The sequence below is a fragment of the Iningainema tapete BLCC-T55 genome, assembly GCF_014698965.1.
GTDB classification, from domain to species: Bacteria; Cyanobacteriota; Cyanobacteriia; order Cyanobacteriales; family Nostocaceae; genus Iningainema; species Iningainema tapete.
Map to the genome: position 1 here is coordinate 55,433 of NZ_JACXAE010000078.1, position 20,633 is coordinate 76,065.

The window sequence follows — 20,633 nt, forward strand, 5'->3', positions numbered from 1 at the left end:
ATTAGTTATTAACCTTATGTAAACGTTTTTCAAACCAAAGTCCAGCTATAATTACGACAACACCACATAAAATAAAAACTAAAGATTTTAAAAGTAAGGCAGTATCGTATTCTAACATTCGACTAATAATTTGCAGTGTTAATAATATCATTCCTCCCCAAAAGGCTTGTCTTAAGGTTAACTCTAGTCCGACGCGAATTAGTCCACAAGCGAAAATTGTTAAAAGAGCATTAAATATAAATATAGATACTACATCAGTTCCACTAGTCATCTGATGCCATAAAGGTACTAAAGCGACGATGATAATAAGGCTGCCAATAAAGACATGGTTAATATCTAGCTTTTGTTTTAATTTGTTTTTCTTGAGCAACAAATAACACCACTGTAATATTGCCAAGCCACTCATAATTCCTAAATCTATTAGTGGAAGCATTTGTAATTGGTTATTACCAGTTATTGCTGAATAATTTGTATTGTGCTGCCACCATCCACGAAAAGATAAACTATAAAACAAGATACTGAAAAATATGAGTGTTAAATTACGAGCAATATATTGAAACCAGCGAAAATTTACGAGTGGAAATATCAGATCATCGTAACTCCATAATAGTGCGGGCGGAAGTGCAAAGGCAAAAGATGCTACCCAAGGTGCGGTATTTTGGTAAGTTATATATTGCAGGGGACTGAGATTAAATTGTAATGACGAAGCAAAGGCAATGGCAGCTAAAGTAAAAAGCCAAGCTGATTCACATAAGTAAGCTAGAGGTAAAAACAGCACCCACGACAATAGCGGCATATGTTGCACTACATGCCACGCCCAATTCAAATCACCTCTGGGAGAAAACCAAAATTCTCCTATTCCTACCCAATATCCTATTTGTACTAAAATTAAAGCTAGTACCCCCAAAGAAGTTAAATTCAGACTGTAAGCCATTACCAAAACACCAATACCCCAAGCCAGGAATAATTCGTAACCCGAACCGCTCATGTGGAATATCTGCGCCAAAAGCGCCATATTAGCGCCAATCAGCAAAGCACCAAATAGTAGCAATCCCTGCCCCAGTATTTGTTGACGTTGACGCTTCTTTGGTTGTACGGGTTTTCGCCAAAAGTAAAAACCACTGGTACTGGTAATGACAAACAAACCTAGTAAAAGTGTTAACTTAACTTCTCGTGACCATACTTGCCAGTTTGCAGCGACAAAAGTAATGACACCTAACCCTAAAAGTATACTACCCAAGCCAATCAGAATGAAAACAAAGCGATCGCGTGCAACATGTTCTAAATTATTAAATTGATAACGTTCAACGAGTTGTTGGTACTGTGAGTTGTCAATCAGCCCTTCATCTCGCCAGATTTCTACTTCTTGGCGTAATTTGGCGCGAAAATTATCTAATATCATGACAATACCCTCTGCTGAATCATGTTGCGATCGTCATATAAATGGCAATTGAGTATCTTCTCCAGTATGAAAGTAGTTGCCTTCATAACATTTTTGTTGTGTGACAGTTTAACTCTTTGTCTTTTGAACCCTCCTTGCCCCCCTTAAAAAGGGGGGAAAATAGCCCCCCTTATCAAGGGGGGTTGGGGGGTTCAAGTTCAAAAGAATAATTTGTAAGTTTTTATGAAACCTTCTAACCTATTACTTAAACTTTCACGTCGGTTATTTGAAATTCCAGATGAGCAAGAAAGATTTGTGGAAACTTTAACAAATCCGCAACCTTATCACCCGTGCATACTCTGGTGTCAGCCCAAGCCTGAATCTCCCTTTGCTGCAAAAATTATCACACCCTGGCAACCTGAATTTATCGACTGCTTACCCATAAAAGAAAAACCAGGACAAAATCCCCTGCACGAAAAAGGTTATTTTTATTGCTTAGACTTTTCTTCTGTATTTGCCGCTTCAACCTTATTAACAATTCCGCATGTCAAGTTAGTTTTCGATATGTGTGCTGCACCAGGAGGAAAGAGTGTTTTTGCTTGGAAAGCTCTGCAACCAGAATTAATCATCAGTAATGAAGTAATTGGTAAACGCTTAGGAATGCTAATTTCTAACGTAAAGCGTTGCCATATAAGCCCTGCCACTATCGTTAGTAGAGATTCACGTATCTGGGCAGAAACGATCCCATATTCTTGTGATCTAGTTATAGTAGATGCTCCCTGCTCTGGTCAATCCTTACTAGCAAAAGGAGAAGTCGCTCCTGGATGTTTTCATCCTACTACTATTAATAAATGTGCAAATAGACAAAAAAGAATTATTGCCAATTCTGCTCAAATTGTTGCACCCCAAGGTTATCTTGCTTACATGACATGCACCTACTCTCCCGAAGAAAATGAGCAGGTGTGTGAATGGTTATTAGAACGATTTCCGCAATTTCAAGCAATAGAAATTAACCACTTAAAAGACTATCAATCACACCTAACTACAATACCATGCTATAGAATGTTTCCCCAACATAGCTTAGGAGCAGGTGCATTCACTGTACTATTTAAGAATTTAGAACAGGGAGAAACAAAGGCAGTGAACGTAGAAAACTTACCGAAAATTTGGCATAATTTAAAGACATAGATACCCGACTTCTTTAAGAAGTCAGGTATCTCGTTTGCTCACTCTTTCCTCTGCGTTCTCTGCGTCTCAGCGGTTCATAATAAAAACAATCTAGCCACTTTCGAGTAATCATGATTCAAACTACTCCTAAACTGATAACATTTGATGAGTTCATCACTCAATACGGTGACAACGAGCGTTATGAATTGATCGATGGGGAATTATTTGACATGGAACCGACAGGACCACATGAGCAAGTGGCAGGTATAATTAGTCGTAAATTAAACGTTGAGATCATGATGTAGAGACGTTTCATGGAACGTCTCTACAAATCTCGTTGATTGTGCGAGTGAAAATGGTGGTATTGTTTAACGCCCTTGCTAAAACCAATGCCCCTTGAATCTTGATAATTACTTCCTCAGCTCGGTATTTGGCTTGTACTTCATTCAACCCAGTTTCTTTAAGCACCTCTACCATCACATCAATCCATCGTGTTAATGCCTGTTTGATATGGGTGTGAAAGCGATCGCTCGACTGCTCCAGCGTCAAAACTGCCCACAGACAAGACTTTCTCCCTTCGTCATAAAATACTCCCACCTTATCCAGCATTGCCTTCAACCGTGCTTGGGGTGTAGTATTACTACCCAGCAGTTGTAAGATATTTGCCTCTAACCAATCGTCGATGTAGTCGAGTGCAGCTTGTGCCATTTCCTCTTTACCACCTGGGAAATGGTGATAAAGGCTAGCTTTACCTAAGCCAGTTACCTGAGAAATTTGTGCAAGGCTGACACCTTCATATCCATACTGCCGGAACAGATTCAACAACTGGATTACAAGCTTTTCTCTTGACATGTGCAAAGAACGTAAACTTTTCATTTGACATTGTACCAAACGTTCGGTAATATATATTTAACCGAACATTCGGTACAAAATATTGGGAAGGAGATATTCAATGACTACCTATCACACCATTAACATTGACGGACTCGATATTTTCTATCGTGAAGCGGGTTTGCCAGATGCTCCAACCATTTTGCTGCTTCATGGTTTTCCAACATCGTCTCACATGTTCCGCAATCTGATTTCAGATTTGGCAGATCGATTTCATTTAGTCGCACCAGATTATCCTGGTTTTGGCAACAGTTCTATGCCTACTGTGGACGAGTTTGAGTACACCTTCGATCATCTGGCTGAAGTGATAGACAAATTTATTGAGGCGCTCGGCTTGAAAAAGTACAGTCTCTACGTGATGGATTACGGAGCGCCAGTAGGCTATCGAATTGCAGTTAAACATCCGGAGCGAGTGGAAGCATTAATTGTACAAAACGGTAATGCTTACGAAGAAGGTTTGCGCGAGTTTTGGGAACCCCTCAAAGCTTACTGGAAAGAGCGTACACCAGAGAATGCTGACAAATTGCGACAACTACTAACACTAGATGCCACCAAATGGCAATATACATACGGAGTTCGTAATCCAGAAATTATTAGCCCTGACAACTGGAATATCGATCAACGCCTTTTAGATCGTCCTGGTAATAATGAAATTCAATTGGCTTTATTCTACAGCTATGGGTCTAACGTAGCGTTATATCCTCAATGGCAAGACTATTTTCGCAAGCATCAACCGCCAACACTAGTAGTCTGGGGGAAAAATGATCACATCTTTCCCGCTGATGGTGCATATCCTTATCTGCGCGATCTTAAAGACAATGAGTTTCATTTGCTCAATACAGGACATTTTGCTCTTGAGGAAGACGGTGACGTTATTGCCAATCTCATCACCAACTTCCTAACCAAACGGCTGCAACGTTTAGCTGCTTGATCTTAGAGGTAGTTTTATGCCCCGTAAATTCACCCAAATTGCGTTCACACCAGCTGTGAAAGCAGCCCAAGAAAAACGTGGATCGCGCTCGATTTACGCTCGTTTTGAGGAAAGTGGTTCAGCAAATGATACTATTACACTAGAAATTGCCGCATTCATTGCGGATCGAGATAGCTTTTATTTAGGAACAGTTAGTTCTAACGGCTATCCCTACATTCAGTTTCGCGGTGGAAAACCAGGCTTTTTGAAAGTTTTAGATGAACAGACGTTAGGCTTTGCCGACTTCAAAGGCAACGTCCAATATGTCACAGTGGGAAACCTTTCAGAAAACGATAAAGCATTCATCTTTCTCATGGATTATCGCCACCGCCAAAGACTAAAAATTTGGGGACGTGCTGTTGTTGTTGAGGACGATCCTGCCCTAATTGAACAACTAAAAGATCCGAATTATGATGCAGTGGTTGAGCGAGCAATTCTCTTTCGGATTGAAGCTTGGAATTGGAACTGTCCACAGCATATTCCTATTCGCTATTCTGAGCAAGAAGTAGCCGAAATAACTGCATCTAGGCAAGCCAGAATTGACGAATTAGAACAACGTTTGACGGAATTGGAAGAAAGATCCATTAGGAAGGAGTAAAAGTCATGACAACTGATCAAACACTTGGCATTGAGAAAAACAAAGATGACTTTTCGATTGAGGAGTTTTTCGCAGCCCGAACAAAAACATGGGAAGCGGACAAGTGGCACACAGATGCACTCAGCGGTCAAGCTTTATACCAGTTTGCCGATCAAATTGCCAGTGATTTGGGTTGGGTGCTTAATCTAAGTATGGATGGACACCGTTTGTCAGACTTCCCTCATACTGCCTACTACCCTGGTAAGTTAGCGGCAATACCCTTCCGCCCGAACCGCAACCTGTGGGTGCTGGAGATCCAGATTAGGCATCCGCAGAAACCTTTTGGGGGATTTTACGAGGATATTTTGATGTAATTAATCGTAGTAAACGCTCAGTTGATTAACATAAGCCAGGAAGTTGTCTTCCTAACTTAGGTTAATCACTTATACATTGATGCTGGTATCAGCAATGTCCGCACTATGAGTCAATTCTGTTTAATACATGGTTCCACTCAAACTTCACAGTGCTGGAATTTACTGACCCCTGAGCTTGAGAAGCTAACTCACCAAGCAATCAAAGTAGATCTACCAACTGATCGACAAGATGCCAGTGGAATGCTGTATGCAGAAGCTATAGTCCAAGAACTTGATGAAGTAAATGAGGATGTCATTCTAGTTGGACACTCAATCAGTGGCATCAAATCAACCAGGTTTTTGGGAATCATATGTTTAAGTACTGAAGAAGTAATTTAGAGCAGAGCGGAGATTGAGCAAATGGCTAAAGAGTTCACACAACAGCCGGAAGCAAAAGATAAAGTAAAACCAAGTAGTAGCTATAAATTCTTGAAAATGAAAGTCTTAATATCTTGCATTTTTGTGTTTGGATTTTGTACCAGCGCCCTAGCAGTGCCGAATCCTAGTAAAAATACTCTCGTTGCTGTGGATACTGCCAATACTGAAGAATTTATCAGCCGAGGTACTGAACCATTTTGGAATATAACCGTTAGCAAAAAGGGCATTGTCTACTCTTCACCAGAGACAAAAAAGCTGACATTTCCTTACAGCGCACCTATTCCAGCACAAGGGCGTCCTTTAGATGTAGTACGGGTGTACCGTTTAAGGAGCAAGGATAACAGTATGCTCATTATCAAAAAAGTTAGTGACTGTAGCGATGGTATGTCAGATAATAAATATCCCTACTCAGCAACTCTCATTTTAGGCGATCGCGTTCTCGATGGTTGCGCAAATCAAAAATAATCGTTTGTTATAAAATAAAGCCAGAGAGCAGTAATCAGAATAATTGCTGATCTACTGCCAAATCTTTTCATCTAACTTTTAAGTGAAATCACTATAGGCAAAGTAATTTTACGCTGTTAAGCTATGATAAAATCGATTTTTAATTTAATTTAAAACAAAGAGTTGATAAATTATGTTTACTTATTTAAATAAATATTTTTTTAGAAGTAAAATTTGATGATTTTGAGTAAAATAGTCTTAGTTTAAATAGTCTGACAACATCTTCAGTACAATAAAGTATAGAAAAATGCATATCTAAGAAAACATATACTATGAAATTAATTGATGGTTTTGTGACTTTTTCTGCATACTTGTATAGATAACTACGTTTAATCTTTCAAAAAATAAAAACTTTAAGGTAAATTTAGAGAAAAATAATCTAGCCCGATCAATAGTTACGTAAAACCGCAAAAATGTGAGTATAATAGGAAACACATTATTCTCAACGTCGATCAAATATTCGGTGTTTACATTCTTAAGGCAAGGGAAAAAAACCTTAGCTCAATTTAGGAAAAAAGTAGCATTATGCTTATAAAACTTGTCATTTATCTAGCAATCTTAGGTTACTTAGCCATGTCGTACTACTTCTTTAGTGAGTGGCTGGAATTTTTCCTAGCAGATGAAGAAATGAATTCTGAACAGCGCTTCTTTTCCAGCATAATATTAGTAGTTGCTTCTATATTATGGCCTATAGTAGTTCCATTTGCTTACTTAGAACTTTTAAAATTTCACAAAAAGCATAAGGAAGTAATTGACTTACTGGTTAATCTTTCTCGCTGCCAGGTATTAGATGAATGAAATTCTAATTTTTAACTGTTTGTTGCCACTCGGAAAGTTCACGATTGACGGCATTGGCAAAATCTGTAGAGACTAAAAGCACATTTGTATTCTGATTGCTAGTAGTAGGATCAATTTGTGCATATAAAAAGCGGCGATTAAAGTCTAACTTACCCAAAAGCATCTGATAGGTTTTTTGATTGCTCAGTTTCACTTCAATTGTTGCTTGAGCAGGTGCTAAGCCAAATTCATTCAACTGGTTAGCGTTGATAGATAAAGTACGTTCAACCCTACCCTTGACTAGCAAATCGGTGAGATAGGAAACAACTGGGTTAGCAGCCGGAGCAACGATGGGAGATTTAATCACCCAGTTGGATGGAGCATTGCTCGTCGTGCGCTCCAAAATTATTGTCGAGTTTTTTGTCGTCACTGTCAAAGACTGTATATCTTTTTCCGCAAACGAAAAGATTTGCTTTCTTTGTTGAGCTTCTTCTCGTTGTGTTGCACCTCTAATTTCATAGAAATAGACAAAACTACCCAAACCCAGCGCCAGAAGAATCAAAATTATCGTTGTCCGTTGTAACTTCATCTTACCTCCTGCGCCACCACAAAATAACTGATCCGGCTAGAGCTAGTATGGGTAAAACTAACAAAGACGACCATGTGATAATATGAGCTTGAGCAATTGTAATGTTCAAACGGCGATTTTTCACTTCCTTGGGGCGAATCGATAAAGATTGTTGCTCCTGTTGACTCAACCAACTTACCGAGTTGAGAAACACATCCTTATTTAACTGTTGCCCAAACAACCCATCTGTAGCAAAATCTGAATCACCTATCACTACCATCTGTGACACTTTGGGATTTGATGGTGGGGTAGAGACGCTTTGCCCGGTGGGTGTGGGATTTGACGTTGGTGTAGAGACGCTTTGCCCGGTGGGTGTGGGATTTGACGTTGGTGTAGAGACGCTCCGGCGGAGCGTCTCTACTTGTGGTATGATTTTCTTGCGTAAAGCGACACCTAATGTTAAAGGTCCTTTGCGATCGCTTTGAGGATTAAACTGTAGGTTCTCGCTTTCTAAGTCGCTTTCTGCCCAAGTTTCGGGGTAGGGCTGAGTTAGTAGTAGGGGAGTAGCTTCAATTTCAGGCACTACGATAGTATCTATAGGTCGTGCTAAACGATAAAAAGAAATACCATTACCAAAATCTTGCGTAATCGGATGCTTACCATAAGTTGTCACAAAAGCAACCGCAGGACCAAATCCTACCATTTCTCCTGACTGATCGACAGCCAAACGATAATCTAATTGTACACCCCACTCGGCAAGTAAATTATCCAATTTAGCATCTGTACCAGGATCGATAAGCAGCAGCAAGTTACCGCCACGATTGAGATAATCTTGCAAAGCTTTTACCTCAGTATCAAACAGCCCTCGTTTAATTCCCGCAATCACCACCACCGTAGCATCTTGAGGAATACTGGATTTTTCTGTTAAATTAAGCGCAGAGGTAGTGAAGTTGCGATCGCCTAATCCTTGAACTGCTTGTGACATTCCACCCTCACCTAGTGAAAGTTGATGTTCGCCATGACCTTGGAGAAAGTAAACTTTAACTGTAGATGGACTGACAATTTGTTGCAAACGATTCGTTAAACTTAATTCTGAAAGACGCTCTTGCTCATTAACTACCTGCACTAACTGTCTTTTATCACCAGACTCCAGGTAAACTTCGCCATTATTTTCTTTAACACCAAACTTTGCTGCTAGTATCGGCTTAGCTTGTGGATCTACATACTCAAACTTAAACCTTGAACTATAACGTTGATAATTTTCCAACAATTGCCTGTCTTGAGAATTTTGATTAATCGCAAATATCCATACTTTAACAGGTTGAGACAAAGAACGTAACAATTGCCGTGACTGAGGAGCAAGAGTAAATAACTGAGTTTCCGTGACATCTGTACGGAAGTGGTAGCGCGTACCCAAGAAATTAACTAACCCCAAAATCACCAAAACTGCAGTAGTAGCAACTAGAGCATTAGTACTAACTTGAGTAGAACGTTGACTCCACCATTTACTGTAGTAACTTTGCCATATCACCCACAACCCAATAATCACAATACCAGAAATTATCAAAGCGGAGGGAAGAGTTCCCCAACTATCCGATGCCAAACCAGCAGTCAATCCTGCTGTCAACAAAAAAGGACCAAACCAAAATAGATACTTCCATTTATTTTTTGCTATGATTTTCATTTGATTGGTCATTTGTCCTTTATCTAGTTTGTAGTAAGCGCTTAAAACCATTGCTTTGAGCGCTTAAGCGCTCACTACGAACAATCCTAAATCATTCTTAAAAAAACTCTCTTTCTTTCCTTGGCGCTCTTCTCTTCTCCTGTCGGAGACGCTGCGCGAACGAGACGCCTGTCGGCGAAGGCGTCTTGGCGGTTCATTTTCTAATCCATTTAGAACTGCTATATTAACCATTAACTACCGTCTTTGAAAACGTAATGCATCAATTGATTGCGCTGTAAGAAAGATACCTAAAAAAATATAACTAGCAAATAAAACTAAGCTGCTAGTGTCGAAAATTCCTTGTACCAAAGTACTGTAATGCTTTAATAATGATATATGACTCAAAGCTTCTGCCACAGGACCACGAATATTTTTAGCAATTAAATCAATAAACAGTAGCAATATAATTACGGCAAAGGTAAGCACAGCCGATAGAATTGTGCTGTCTGTCAAAGAAGAAATAAACATCCCTAATGATAAAATTGCTGCTGCAAGTAAGATTAAGGCAAAATGACCGAGCAAGGGAATTACTGGCGACATTGGTGGGCTTGACTGAACTAAAATGATGGCTTGCAAAGCTAATAGAGGCACAATCATCGTGATAAAAAAGGTGAGTACTCCCAATAATTTACCGACAGCGACTGCCCAGTTTGTAATGGGAGATGTAGCTAGAAGTTCTAATGTACCACGCTTGCGTTCTTCAGCATAAAGTCCCATTGAGAGGATTGGCAAAACAAACAACAACAGCCAGCCCATTCGATCTAAAAATGCTCGCACAAATTCGTAAGGAACATCAATTGCCGGCACTGGTACTTTTAATTGTTGTTCTTGTAAATCTAATGCCGCCACTGTGGGTATGATCCCATCCGGTCCCAACAAAATCAAGACCAAGAACAACCCAGCTAACAACCAAAACACGCCTGCGACTGCATAAGCTAGAGGTGAAACAAAATAACTTTGTAGTTCTCGGCGATAAATGGCAATAATATTTCCCAGTACAACTCGCATTTAAGCTGCCCCTTCTCCTTTGGCTGGTGATTTTTCTTCTGTCTCCAAATTCTTTTCTTCCGTTGTCAGTTGCAAAAATACATCTTCTAGGGTAGCGCTGACACGCCGCATTTGTTGCAAATTGAACTCGCAACGCACCAACTCGGCGGCAATTTCTTGTCCTAATTCCGCCCCAGGCTGCGATATCACTCGTAAAAAAGTGCGATCGCTCCCTACTGTAGAAATTGATTCTACCAGACTCACTCCTGGTATTTTATACAATATCTGTTTTGCTAATCCAGCATCGCCTTCTATCTCTATTTCATATCCTGAGCCTCCTGTCAACTGTGCCTTTAAATGTTCAATTGTATTGATTGCTACTATTTTGCCTGCGTTGATGATTGCCACTCGGTTACAGGTCATGCTGACTTCTGGCAAAATATGTGTAGAAATGACAATGGTGTGGCTACCAGCAAGGCTTCTAATTAAATTCCGCACTTCGATAATTTGCCGAGGATCGAGTCCAACAGTAGGTTCGTCTAAAATTATCGCAGGTGGATCGTGGACTATTGCTTGAGCAATACCTACTCTTTGGCGATATCCTTTAGAAAGTTTGCGGATAATGACTTGGCGTTTTTCTTCTAAATTACAGCGTTGAATCGCTGCTTTTACTTTCTTCATGCGCTCGCCACTAGCGACACCTTTAATCCGGGCGACAAAATGTAAAAATCCCTCCACCGTCATTTCTGGATACAACGGCGGCGTTTCTGGTAGATAACCAATTCGTTTGCGCACTTCTAAGGATTTTTCATGCACATCAAAACCAGCAATACGAGCTGTACCACTTGATGCTGGTAGATACCCGGCTAAAATGCGCATGGTTGTTGTTTTACCAGCACCATTCGGTCCTAAGAACCCCAAAATTTCTCCTGGTTCTACGTTAAAATTAATATCAGTAATAGCTGGGGTAGAGCCATAAATTTTACTCAGGTGTTCAACTTCAATCATTCGTTTTCGCTATAAGTAATTGATATAGTATCAAACCATGATAAATCACATCTAAATTACTCCAAGCGCGATCAATGGGAAACTCTACCTTAATTACTACAGTTTATGTCAACCCCGTGGTGGGAAATGATGCCAATCCTGGTTCAAGATCAAACCCTTACAAAAGTCTCACCCGCGCTTTACAAGACACAACCGCCAAGATTATTCAGCTAGCAGCCGGAACTTACAGCATTAATAGTGGTGAGTTATTTCCGATTTTAATTCCTGTTGGTGTCATAGTGGTGGGTCATGAAGCAAACAAAGGTGAAGGTATTTTGATTTTCGGTAGTGGGGAGTATGACAGCCAAAGCTTTGGCAGGCAAAATATTACTCTCCTCCTTCTCAGCAATGCCCAACTTAGGGGTGTAACTGTCACCAATCCCATCGCTAGAGGTACTGGTATTTGGATTGAGTCTACAAATCCAATTGTAGCTAATAATACCTTGAGTAATTGTGGTAGGGAAGGTGTATTTGTGAGTGGGGAAGCCAAACCAGCAATTGTAGATAATATACTAGTAAAAAATAAAGCTGCATCTATAGTAATAGCACGTAATAGTCAAGGGGAAGTTTTGCGTAATGTTTTGCAAAAGAATGCCTTGGGTATTGTTGTCAGTGATTTTGCTGCTCCACTGTTAGCTAACAATAAGATATGGGAAAACCGCATTGGGATAGCTGTTTCACGACAAGCACAACCGATACTCAAGCATAATATTGTGGAAAAAAATAGTCAGGGCGGTTTGTTGATTAATGGTAACGCCGCTCCTGACTTAGAGGGTAATATTGTTAGCGATCGCGATCAGCAAAAGTTAGGGATATTTGAGTTTACTGTAGCAAACGATAGCACCCTGGTTTGTGACACGACTGGGCATTGGGCTGAGGCTTTTGTCGCCGCATTGTGTGAGAAAAAATGGATGAGTAGTTTTACTGAAAGTACTTTTGCCCCAGAAGCACCGATCACTCGTGCCTCATTTGCCGCTATAATTACCAAGGCTTTTGGGTTACCCGCCAGGGAAAATTTGCGTACATTTACGGATGTAAAACTAGATTTTTGGGCAGCATCAGCCATTTCTAGTGCAGCAAATGCTGGTTATATGGAGGGATTTACGGATGGAACATTTCGACCAATGCAAAATTTAACAAAAATTCAAGCAATTTTTTCCATTGTCAATGGATTGAAATTAAGTGGAGGCAATCCAAATATTTTAAGTATTTATGAAGATCGCGCTCAAATACCTAATCATCTCACCAACACTGTAGCAGTTGCTACGCAAAAACAGCTAGTGGTAAACTATCCTCATGTGGAAAAATTAGAACCGTTAAAAGAGATTAATCGCGGCGAGGTAGCAGCGTTAATCTATCAAGCATTGGTAACACTTGGTTTGATGAAGCCCATAGCTAGTCCTTACATTGTTAACCCCGATCATAATACTCCCTTGTTTGTACATTTGATGGGACACTGGGCAGAACCATTTATTCGCGCCTTAATTAATATCAACTTAACTCGTGGGTTTGCCGATGCCAGTTACAAACCAGATGAACCCATGACTCGCGCTCAGTATTCCGCTTTAGTAGCAGCTGCTTTCCATCCTCACCCCAAACGCCCAGTACCAGATTTCACTGATGTACCAAAGGATTTTTGGGCATATCATGAAATACAGCAGGCAGCTAGTGGCGGTTTTGTGGGTGGAAACAAAGATGGTACATTCCACCCGCATCAAAATGTACAACGGCTACAGGTAATTGTCTCTTTAGTGAATGGATTAGCACTACCACCAGTTCAAACTACAGATGTCTTACTTAATTACAGTGACTATAATAGTGTGCCTGAATCTGCTCGTGTTGCTTTAGCTACGGCAATCAAACATAAAATAGTTGTTAATTACCCAGAGCCAAATCAAATTAAACCGAGAATTGCAGCAACAATAGGAGAAGTTGCCGCAATGGTTTATCAAGCATTAGTCGCTACTGGGCAAGCACCTGCGATCAATTCACCACAACTTGTTTTCCAAACAAGTTGTTAACTAGTAGAATAGAAGTCTTTATATAAACAAACCCTAAAGGTTATTGTCGCACTACCCTTCGGAGTCTAAGATGGGATGGGAACAAAGTTTATCTCTATTGCCACAAACAGATAGCCCGATGTTCAAACCAGCCCAGGACATCTCAATTAACTTGGCAATAGCCTTATTGATTCATTATAGTTTCGATTTAGGTGGATATGGTGCTGCGGAGTTAGTAGACCGTTGGCAAAAACATTATCCCATCAATTGGCTGCATCTAGCAGTAATTGAAGCATTATATCAAGGTCGTTATAAAGCGTTTTCTGTACAGCAAATATTATCTCTTTGGCAACGACGAGGACAAGTTGTTTTTCATTTCAACATGGAATTTGAGCGGTTAATATGCAGCAAGTTTCCCGAAAGTTTAACATCACAAGCTTCATTACCCCCACTCCCTGTGCCGCAAAAACATCCAGTACCAGAAGAAATTAATCCTCCTGAGACTATTGTAGAATCGTCCCATCGGGAAGAAATTACTCTGAGTGCAGCGACTAATCATCCTCCTATAGGACAATTTACCCCACAAACGTGCGATCGCTCACAATCTTTCACGTCAAAACTCAGAGCCATGTCGGATGAAAAAAGTAGTTAAGCCAAACACATTTTCTTTTTCATTAGATAAATCACTGTCTACTGTAATTTCTTCTGTCTTTTCATTGTTTGACAAATCAGGAGCCGTTAGCTTAACTTCTGGCGGCTCCACGTTGTTTGTTTCTGATTCATTTGATGAAATTCCTGTCATTTTAGAATTCAGGTTACCTTCTCAGTAAAAGGTTGAGTTAATGGTACTTCATCATATTCATCCTGCTCACTGAATGCATAGGCAATCTCAGGGTTGGCGATAGCTAATGCGCTTTCATGCCACTCATGAATAATTGCTTCTAGTTCGTCCCAAGCTTGTGCACATAAGACAGCTGAGCGGTAAGCCTCTGTTACTTCATTAATAAAATCTTGAAGGTCATCAAAGTCAAATACTTTAAGCCAACTATGTGGATGTTCGGTACTAAGCTTTTCGCCTAAACGTAAACGAAAAGCAGCACTTAAAAGCTCGATAAGGTATCTACCGTTTTGAGCCGCTTTGGTAAGAGAAGAAACTTCTTCGCGACGCAGCAAAGCAAAATGCTCATCATTACGAGTAATTGTTACTGGATGCTCTAAAGCACGGTCTAGTACTTTTCCTGGTTGACGGTTTAACTCAGTTGCTGTAAACATTACATCTGAGTAGATACAACTCAACATAGTAGAAGTCATATGCTATTGCGTTTAAAACGCTCAATAAATTTTTCGGCTAATACGTATTATTATACGTATTTACCAAATAATGTCAATACGAGCAGTTTTTGTTGAGTTTTACACTGCCTACTATTCGAGAATCTTTTACATTTATCTACTCTATGCTAGGTAGTATTTCCAGCATTTCTTCATTAGTGATCGCGTGGGTGAACACCCTGATTCAGTCAATAGGATCTACATAGGTGTACATTTCGCCTTCCCAGTTACGCAACTTAGTTGTACCCTGCTCATAAGCTAGCAAAGTTTCGGCTTGAATTGGCACTTTACCTCCGCCTCCTGGGGCATCAATGACGTAAGTTGGTACGGCGTATCCAGTGGTATGCCCACGCAGTTTAGAAATTAAATCTATGCCTGTTTGCACGCTTGTACGTAGATGTGAAGTGCCAACTACCAGGTCACACTGGTATAAATAGTAAGGACGGACACGCAGCTTGAGTAGACCGTGGAATAGCTGCTTAAGTGCTTGTTCTGAGTCATTCACATTCTTCAGCAGCACAGTTTGGCTTCCCAGAGGAATGCCACCGTCAGCGAGTAAATCACAAGCTTGTGCTACTTCTGGTGTCAGTTCCTGAGCATGACAAAAGTGTAAGGAAAGCCACACACGATGCTTGCGTAGTATAGCAACAAGTTCTGGCGTGACACAAGTTGGCAAGAAACATGGTACTCGTGAACCGATTCTGACAAACTCTATGTGGGGAATGGCACGCAGTCGCCCAAGCAATTTGTCTAAAGGTTCATCAGCCATGAGCAAAGGATCGCCACCGGAAATTAGTACATCGCGTACCTCAGTGTGTTCTTCAAGATAGGTGACGATCGCCTCCAACCGTCGTGTCAGTGGATACATCTGTCCTTGGCTGACCAAACGCGATCGCGTACAGTAACGACAATAGGCAGCACAACTGTCTAAGGCTAGCAGCAACACTCTATCAGGATAACGGTGTACTAGTCCAGGTACTTATCGTGGTCTTCCCCACACGGATCTATCATATCCGTACTATCTACTAGCATTTCTTCTTCTCTTGGTATCACCTGCAACCGCAATGGACAAAGTGGATCTTTAGGATCTAGTAGTGATGCAAAGTATGGTGTTATAGCAACGGCAAACTTCTCAGGTGCGATCGCAAGCCCCCTTTCTTCTGCTGGAGTAAGTTGCAATATCTGCTGAAAGTGTTCCAACTTAGTTAACCGATGCCGCATTTGCCAACGCCAGTCATTCCAACTTTCACAGTTGTAAGTCTCGCCAAAAATTTGACAAATTTCTTTACGCCTAGTACTGGTTAATACAGGCTTATGAGCGACGTTGTTTTGTATCATGAACTAACTATAGCAATCCTATTTGATTTACAAACTTTTCATTTGGGCTGTTAACTGTTAACAGTTGACAGTCAACAGTTATCAGTCATCAGTCAAAACAGGACTGTTTGGGAATCATTTAGGAACGCTATAGTGTGTTACCTAAATAGTATTAAAGCAAACATTAAGCAACAAAGTAGCATTCGCTTTAAACTTTTTGGCTATTGAGAAAATACAACTTACGTAACAATACCTTCGCCAAAATAATGAGGGCTTTCCGTAGTAGAGTTATTGTTTACCACAACCACAACTCAATCAGGACGGAAAGCCCATGCCAGATATAATAGCACTGTTGGAATGCTTACAGCGATATACAACAAGAACAACTTTGAGACGTTGGAGCACAATCATAACGGCAATGCTAGCAATAAACTTCTCCAATTCCTTGTCGTTGATAGGCTTGATCGACTGCTAATCTTGCCAACTTTACACCAGGAACTATATAAGGGTATTTCTTCAAGAATTTTGCTGGAAATTTATCTACAAGCACTTCACACAATGTCAATGTGAAGAAACCAATCACAGTCTCTGGCTGCTCTGTGTTAACTAAAACAAAAGTACGGGAAATACCTTTTTGGATATGCTGTCTTGCTGTTTGTTTGAGGAATTGATTTAATGCTTCATTGCCACAATTAAAGCGTTCGCGTTCGTGCTGCTTACCTAACAATTCAATTGCTCTCACTGAAAAATTCCTTGTGCTTTTTCAAGGCTGCTTTTAAGTTGGCATTCGGCACAGGAGGATTCTCAATCAGGCTAAATACCGTATCAGCTTCACTTTGTGACAAAATAATCACTCTTTCATCTTCTATCACTTCTTTTGCTTCTTTCAAAGCCGCCTGAATCATAAACTGATTCAAGGTAGCACCTGATAATTCTGCCGCTCTGTGTAGAGTTTCTTGAATACTCACAGGAATTCTGGCTGTGATCCTAACTGTATTTTCGTGACTGTTAGACATGGAGAATAAAGCCGAATGTTTTCCTAATTTTAACGGGAGCAACGCGAAAAAGTGAGATCAAACAGAAATTGGGCGATCGCTTCCACCTAACTAGAAATTTAAAAAGAGCAGAAGCCGCTGTTGATAATGGAGCGGAAGTTGAAATTATTAGATATGCGGCTTAGAAAGTAAGCTGTTGCTCGTTCAATGTAGAATGGTAGTTGCTTTGATGGCGGCGGGAGCAACTACGAACCTATATTTTGCGATCGCTACTCAATGATGAGAATAGTTAAATCTCAGCTTGTATGCTTGACTTTTTTTGCTCGAAAAATTCGAGGCCACTTAGGTAGAGAGAGATTTTTGCGCAATTGTTCCATGTAAGTGTAGAATACTGGAGTTAGGTAGAGAGTCAATATCTGAGAGAACACCAATCCGCCAACAACAGCAATCCCCAAAGGACGACGCGCTTCTGAACCTGAACCCGTTCCTAACGCAATTGGTAGTGTACCCATCAGCGCTGCCATTGTCGTCATCATAATTGGACGGAAGCGAATCACGCAGGCTTCGTAGATGGCATCGAACGGACGTTTGCCTTCTTTTCGTTGTGCTTCAATCGCAAAGTCTACCATCATAATACCGTTTTTCTTCACAATCCCCACTAGCAAGATAATGCCGATGAAGGAGTAAAGATTTAAATCAACTTGGAAAATTAACAGAGTTAATAACGCGCCAAAACCAGCCGATGGCAAACCCGAAAGAATCGTCAGAGGATGAATAAAATCTTCATAAAGTATCCCCAGTATTAAATATATTACCACAATCGACACCAGCAAAAGCATTCCTAAATCGTTGAAGGATTGGTTGAAGGCTTGTGCTGAACCCTGGAAGTTAGTGGTAATGGTCGAGGGCAAAGAAGTACGTGCCAGTTGATTGATTTTTTCCGTCGCTTCTCCTAATGACATACCTGGTGCCAAGTTAAATGAGATGGTAGCTGAGGGAATTTGACTGACGTGGTTGATGCTTAGAGGACTGACTTTTTGGGTGATGTTGGCGATCGTATTTAAGGGAACTAGTTTACCATTGCTTGAGCGAACGTAAAGCAGCGATAGGGCATCGGGATCGCGCCGATACTGTGGCTCAAGCTCCAAAATCACGTAAAATTGATCGTTTGGAGTGTAAATGGTGGAAACTTGGCTAGAACCATAGGCACTGCCCAGTGTACTTTGAATTTGTTGAGCTGTAATGCCCAGAGCTGCTGCTTTGTTGTGATCGATCTCAACTTGCAACTGGGGAGTACTCATTTGCACGTCGCTGTTGACATCTTGGAGTCCCGGTATGGTTTTAACTTTCTCTTCTAGTTGAGGAACATATTTATAAAGTTCTTGAGCGTTGAGACTTTGTAAGGTAAATTGATATAAGGAGTTTGTCTGCTGTCCACCGATGGGAATGGCAGGCGGAGAGCGCAGGAATGCCTGGATGCCCGGTACTCGTAATAACTTAGGTCGCAGCTTTTGGATGATTTGGTCAGAATTGAGACGACGTTGGGAACGTGGCTTCAGTAGAATTGTAATTCGTCCTGAGTTAACTGCCGCATTGGGACCGCTTGCACCTACAATGGAGTCAACTGCAGCAATGTTGGGGTCTTGGCGAATGATGTCAACAATCTTCTGCTGGTGACGCAGCATATCATCAAAGGAAATGTCTTGTGCTGCTTTTGTGTTTGCCATGATTTGTCCTGTATCCTCTGTGGGGACAAATCCTTTGGAAACCAAGGTGAATAATTGGAACGTGTATACTAAGATGAGGACGGAAACTAAGAGCGTGACGAAACGATATTTAAGCACGGGTTTGAGACTCCATTCATAAGCCCCCTGTAGCGCATCAAATGCACGCTCCGAGATTCGATATAAACCAGACGTGAATTTTTGTAGAGACGTTCTATGGCGCGTCTCTACATGGGATGTACGCAGAAAGCGACTGCACAGCATCGGTGTGAGGCTGAGGGAGACAAACCCAGACACCAAAATGGCAACAGAGATTGTCACGGCAAATTCGTGAAATAACCTACCAATTAATCCACCCATGAATAGCATGGGGATGAAGACGGCAACCAGCGAGAGTGTCATCGACAAAATGGTGAAGCCGATTTCTCTCGAACCTTTCAACGCTGCTTCTAGGGGAGGTTCTCCCATTTCTCGGTGACGGACAATATTTTCCAGCACAACTACCGCATCATCGACAACGAAGCCGACGGAAAGGGTTAATGCCATCAGCGAGAGGTTGTCTAAGGAGTAACCACAAAGATACATCACGGCAAAAGTACCGATGATGGCTACAGGTAACGCCAAACTCGGAATCAACGTCGCTGACAAGTCCCGTAAAAATAAGAAGATTACCAGGACAACCAGACAAATTGTGAGAATTAACGTGAATTTTACATCATCTACAGAAGCTCTGATGGATTCGGAGCGATCGTACATAATGCCCATCTCTATCGAAGCTGGTACTTGCTGACGCAAGGTAGGCATGAGTTTTTTAATCTCATCAACAATCGCCACCGTGTTACCATCCGGTTGGGGCTGCACTGCTAACACAACGCCAGAATTACCGTTGTAGAGGTTCGACACTTTGTCATTCTGCACGCTGTCAATCACGCGCCCCAAATCTTGGAGTCGCACTGGCGCACCATTTTTATAGGCAACAATCAGTGGTCGGTAAGCAGCAGCGTTATTCAGTTGACCATTAGCTTGAATTATATAGCTTTTGTCTTTGCCGGAAAAACTACCCGTCGGCAAATTCACATTTGCTTGACTAATGGCAGTCTGCACTTGATCCAGCCCGATTCCTCGTCTTGTCAATTCTCGCGGATCAACCTGGACACGTACAGCATATTGCTTTTGACCATAGACTTGTACTTGGGCAACTCCATCAATCATAGAGATTGGTTGACCAATTGTCACCTCCGCGTATTCGTCAACTTCAGAGATGGGGAGCGTTTTAGAATATAAATAAAAGTAAAGAATTGGTGCAACCGATGGGTTAACCTTGCGGTACGTAGGTAGACGGGGCATGTTTGTCGGCAATTGTCCCGCTGCTGCCGAAATTGCTGCTTGTACATCTTTGGCTACATCACTTACCTTGCGGCTAAAGTCGAATTGTAAAGAGATGTTAGTGGTGCCGGTTGAACTGGTGGAGTTAAAAGAATTAAGTCCAGCAATGCTGGAAAACTGTCTTTCTAGTGGCGCTGCTACAGAGGAAGCCATAGTTTCGGGGGTGGCACCAGGCAGACTTGCTGAGACTGAGATGAATGGGTATTCAACATTAGGCAGCGCACTAATTGGTAATAACAGGTAACTCATGAACCCGAAGATGACAATACCCACCATCACTAGGGTTGTCATCACGGGACGACGAATGAAGATTTCGGAAAGGTTCATAATTTTAATAAGGCAGAGGGCAGAGGGCAGAGGGCAGAAGGTAAGAAATATAAGGCAGAGGGCAGAGGGCAGAGGGCAGAAGGTAAGAAATATAAGGCAGAGGGCAGAGGGCAGAGGGCAGAAGGTAAGAAATATAAGGCAGAGGGCAGCTATGTATTACTATTGAAGTACT

Annotated in this window: 23 protein-coding genes and 1 pseudogene; 11 read left to right on the forward strand and 13 right to left on the reverse strand. The window is 41.2% G+C overall.

Features of this window, described 5'->3' with window-relative positions; all coding sequences use genetic code 11:
- Window position 1: 1 nt before the first annotated feature.
- Window positions 2–1,402 carry a DUF2157 domain-containing protein gene (locus ICL16_RS25585; RefSeq protein WP_190833601.1) on the reverse strand — a complete coding sequence of 467 codons (1,401 nt, stop codon included), beginning with the start codon at window positions 1,400–1,402 and terminating at the stop codon, window positions 2–4.
- A 222-nt stretch (window positions 1,403–1,624) separates the two neighbouring features.
- On the opposite strand from ICL16_RS25585, the gene ICL16_RS25590 reads away from it, so the two are divergent.
- On the forward strand, window positions 1,625–2,569 hold the full coding sequence (locus ICL16_RS25590) for an RsmB/NOP family class I SAM-dependent RNA methyltransferase (protein WP_190833604.1): 945 nt from the start codon (window positions 1,625–1,627) through the stop codon (window positions 2,567–2,569).
- 110 nt (window positions 2,570–2,679) lie between these two features.
- Window positions 2,680–2,844 (forward strand): annotated as a pseudogene (locus tag ICL16_RS25595) (Uma2 family endonuclease); the annotation flags it as partial.
- Window positions 2,845–2,860: 16 nt separating this feature from the next.
- Here ICL16_RS25595 and ICL16_RS25600 read toward each other — a convergent pair.
- Window positions 2,861–3,424: a TetR/AcrR family transcriptional regulator gene (locus ICL16_RS25600; protein WP_238360954.1), complete on the reverse strand. Its 564-nt coding sequence runs from the start codon at window positions 3,422–3,424 to the stop codon at window positions 2,861–2,863.
- Window positions 3,425–3,500: 76 nt separating this feature from the next.
- Here ICL16_RS25600 and ICL16_RS25605 point away from each other — a divergent pair, with 76 nt between their 5' ends.
- The 6 genes from ICL16_RS25605 to ICL16_RS25630 all read left to right on the forward strand — a co-directional run bounded on the left by ICL16_RS25605 (window position 3,501) and on the right by ICL16_RS25630 (window position 7,079).
- On the forward strand, window positions 3,501–4,370 hold the full coding sequence (locus tag ICL16_RS25605) for an alpha/beta fold hydrolase (protein ID WP_190833609.1): 870 nt from the start codon (window positions 3,501–3,503) through the stop codon (window positions 4,368–4,370).
- A 16-nt stretch (window positions 4,371–4,386) separates the two neighbouring features.
- Window positions 4,387–5,007 carry a pyridoxamine 5'-phosphate oxidase family protein gene (locus ICL16_RS25610; protein ID WP_190833611.1) on the forward strand — a complete coding sequence of 207 codons (621 nt, stop codon included), beginning with the start codon at window positions 4,387–4,389 and terminating at the stop codon, window positions 5,005–5,007.
- A 5-nt stretch (window positions 5,008–5,012) separates the two neighbouring features.
- Complete coding sequence (locus ICL16_RS25615) at window positions 5,013–5,360, forward strand: hypothetical protein (RefSeq protein WP_190833613.1); 348 nt, start codon at window positions 5,013–5,015, stop codon at window positions 5,358–5,360.
- A gap of 105 nt (window positions 5,361–5,465) precedes the next feature.
- A complete protein-coding gene (locus tag ICL16_RS25620) occupies window positions 5,466–5,738 on the forward strand; it encodes an alpha/beta fold hydrolase (RefSeq protein WP_190833615.1) in 273 nt (90 codons plus the stop codon).
- 96 nt (window positions 5,739–5,834) lie between these two features.
- Window positions 5,835–6,242: a COG3650 family protein gene (locus tag ICL16_RS25625; protein ID WP_190833705.1), complete on the forward strand. Its 408-nt coding sequence runs from the start codon at window positions 5,835–5,837 to the stop codon at window positions 6,240–6,242.
- 564 nt (window positions 6,243–6,806) lie between these two features.
- Window positions 6,807–7,079, forward strand: coding sequence for a hypothetical protein (locus ICL16_RS25630; protein WP_190833617.1), 273 nt, complete (start codon window positions 6,807–6,809; stop codon window positions 7,077–7,079).
- Window positions 7,080–7,083: 4 nt separating this feature from the next.
- Here ICL16_RS25630 and ICL16_RS25635 read toward each other — a convergent pair whose 3' ends face one another.
- From ICL16_RS25635 to ICL16_RS25650, 4 genes are all read right to left on the reverse strand, one after another.
- On the reverse strand, window positions 7,084–7,647 hold the full coding sequence (locus tag ICL16_RS25635; RefSeq protein ID WP_190833620.1) for a DUF4340 domain-containing protein: 564 nt from the start codon (window positions 7,645–7,647) through the stop codon (window positions 7,084–7,086).
- A gap of 1 nt (window position 7,648) precedes the next feature.
- A complete protein-coding gene (locus tag ICL16_RS25640) occupies window positions 7,649–9,310 on the reverse strand; it encodes a GldG family protein (RefSeq protein ID WP_190833706.1) in 1,662 nt (553 codons plus the stop codon).
- A 234-nt stretch (window positions 9,311–9,544) separates the two neighbouring features.
- Window positions 9,545–10,357 carry an ABC transporter permease gene (locus ICL16_RS25645; RefSeq protein WP_190833622.1) on the reverse strand — a complete coding sequence of 271 codons (813 nt, stop codon included), beginning with the start codon at window positions 10,355–10,357 and terminating at the stop codon, window positions 9,545–9,547.
- Window positions 10,358–11,344 carry an ABC transporter ATP-binding protein gene (locus ICL16_RS25650; protein WP_190833624.1) on the reverse strand — a complete coding sequence of 329 codons (987 nt, stop codon included), beginning with the start codon at window positions 11,342–11,344 and terminating at the stop codon, window positions 10,358–10,360. It abuts the gene before it with no gap.
- A gap of 74 nt (window positions 11,345–11,418) precedes the next feature.
- On the opposite strand from ICL16_RS25650, the gene ICL16_RS25655 reads away from it, so the two are divergent.
- Together ICL16_RS25655 and ICL16_RS25660 are read left to right on the forward strand one after the other, a co-directional pair.
- Window positions 11,419–13,404: a DUF1565 domain-containing protein gene (locus ICL16_RS25655; protein WP_190833626.1), complete on the forward strand. Its 1,986-nt coding sequence runs from the start codon at window positions 11,419–11,421 to the stop codon at window positions 13,402–13,404.
- A 118-nt stretch (window positions 13,405–13,522) separates the two neighbouring features.
- A complete protein-coding gene (locus tag ICL16_RS25660) occupies window positions 13,523–14,035 on the forward strand; it encodes a hypothetical protein (protein ID WP_420485304.1) in 513 nt (170 codons plus the stop codon).
- Here the strand turns inward: ICL16_RS25660 and ICL16_RS25665 are convergent.
- From ICL16_RS25665 to ICL16_RS25690, 7 genes are all read right to left on the reverse strand, one after another.
- A complete protein-coding gene (locus ICL16_RS25665) occupies window positions 13,997–14,185 on the reverse strand; it encodes a hypothetical protein (protein ID WP_190833630.1) in 189 nt (62 codons plus the stop codon). The genes ICL16_RS25660 and ICL16_RS25665 overlap by 39 nt on opposite strands.
- Window positions 14,186–14,193: 8 nt before the next feature.
- Window positions 14,194–14,694: a hypothetical protein gene (locus ICL16_RS25670; protein ID WP_238360955.1), complete on the reverse strand. Its 501-nt coding sequence runs from the start codon at window positions 14,692–14,694 to the stop codon at window positions 14,194–14,196.
- A gap of 202 nt (window positions 14,695–14,896) precedes the next feature.
- Complete coding sequence (locus tag ICL16_RS25675) at window positions 14,897–15,655, reverse strand: KamA family radical SAM protein (RefSeq protein ID WP_238360956.1); 759 nt, start codon at window positions 15,653–15,655, stop codon at window positions 14,897–14,899.
- 23 nt (window positions 15,656–15,678) lie between these two features.
- On the reverse strand, window positions 15,679–16,050 hold the full coding sequence (locus ICL16_RS45980; protein ID WP_238360957.1) for a hypothetical protein: 372 nt from the start codon (window positions 16,048–16,050) through the stop codon (window positions 15,679–15,681).
- A gap of 400 nt (window positions 16,051–16,450) precedes the next feature.
- Window positions 16,451–16,771, reverse strand: a complete 321-nt coding sequence (locus ICL16_RS25680) for a hypothetical protein (RefSeq protein WP_238360958.1) — start codon at window positions 16,769–16,771, stop codon at window positions 16,451–16,453.
- Entirely contained in the window at window positions 16,758–17,045 is a 288-nt protein-coding gene (locus tag ICL16_RS25685; RefSeq protein ID WP_190833632.1) for a type II toxin-antitoxin system TacA family antitoxin, read from the reverse strand. Before ICL16_RS25685 ends, ICL16_RS25680 begins: the two co-directional genes overlap by 14 nt.
- A gap of 275 nt (window positions 17,046–17,320) precedes the next feature.
- A complete protein-coding gene (locus ICL16_RS25690) occupies window positions 17,321–20,461 on the reverse strand; it encodes an efflux RND transporter permease subunit (RefSeq protein WP_190833635.1) in 3,141 nt (1,046 codons plus the stop codon).
- On the opposite strand from ICL16_RS25690, the gene ICL16_RS25695 reads away from it, so the two are divergent.
- Window positions 20,439–20,627 carry a hypothetical protein gene (locus ICL16_RS25695; RefSeq protein WP_190833637.1) on the forward strand — a complete coding sequence of 63 codons (189 nt, stop codon included), beginning with the start codon at window positions 20,439–20,441 and terminating at the stop codon, window positions 20,625–20,627. The genes ICL16_RS25690 and ICL16_RS25695 overlap by 23 nt on opposite strands.
- Window positions 20,628–20,633 lie beyond the last annotated feature (6 nt).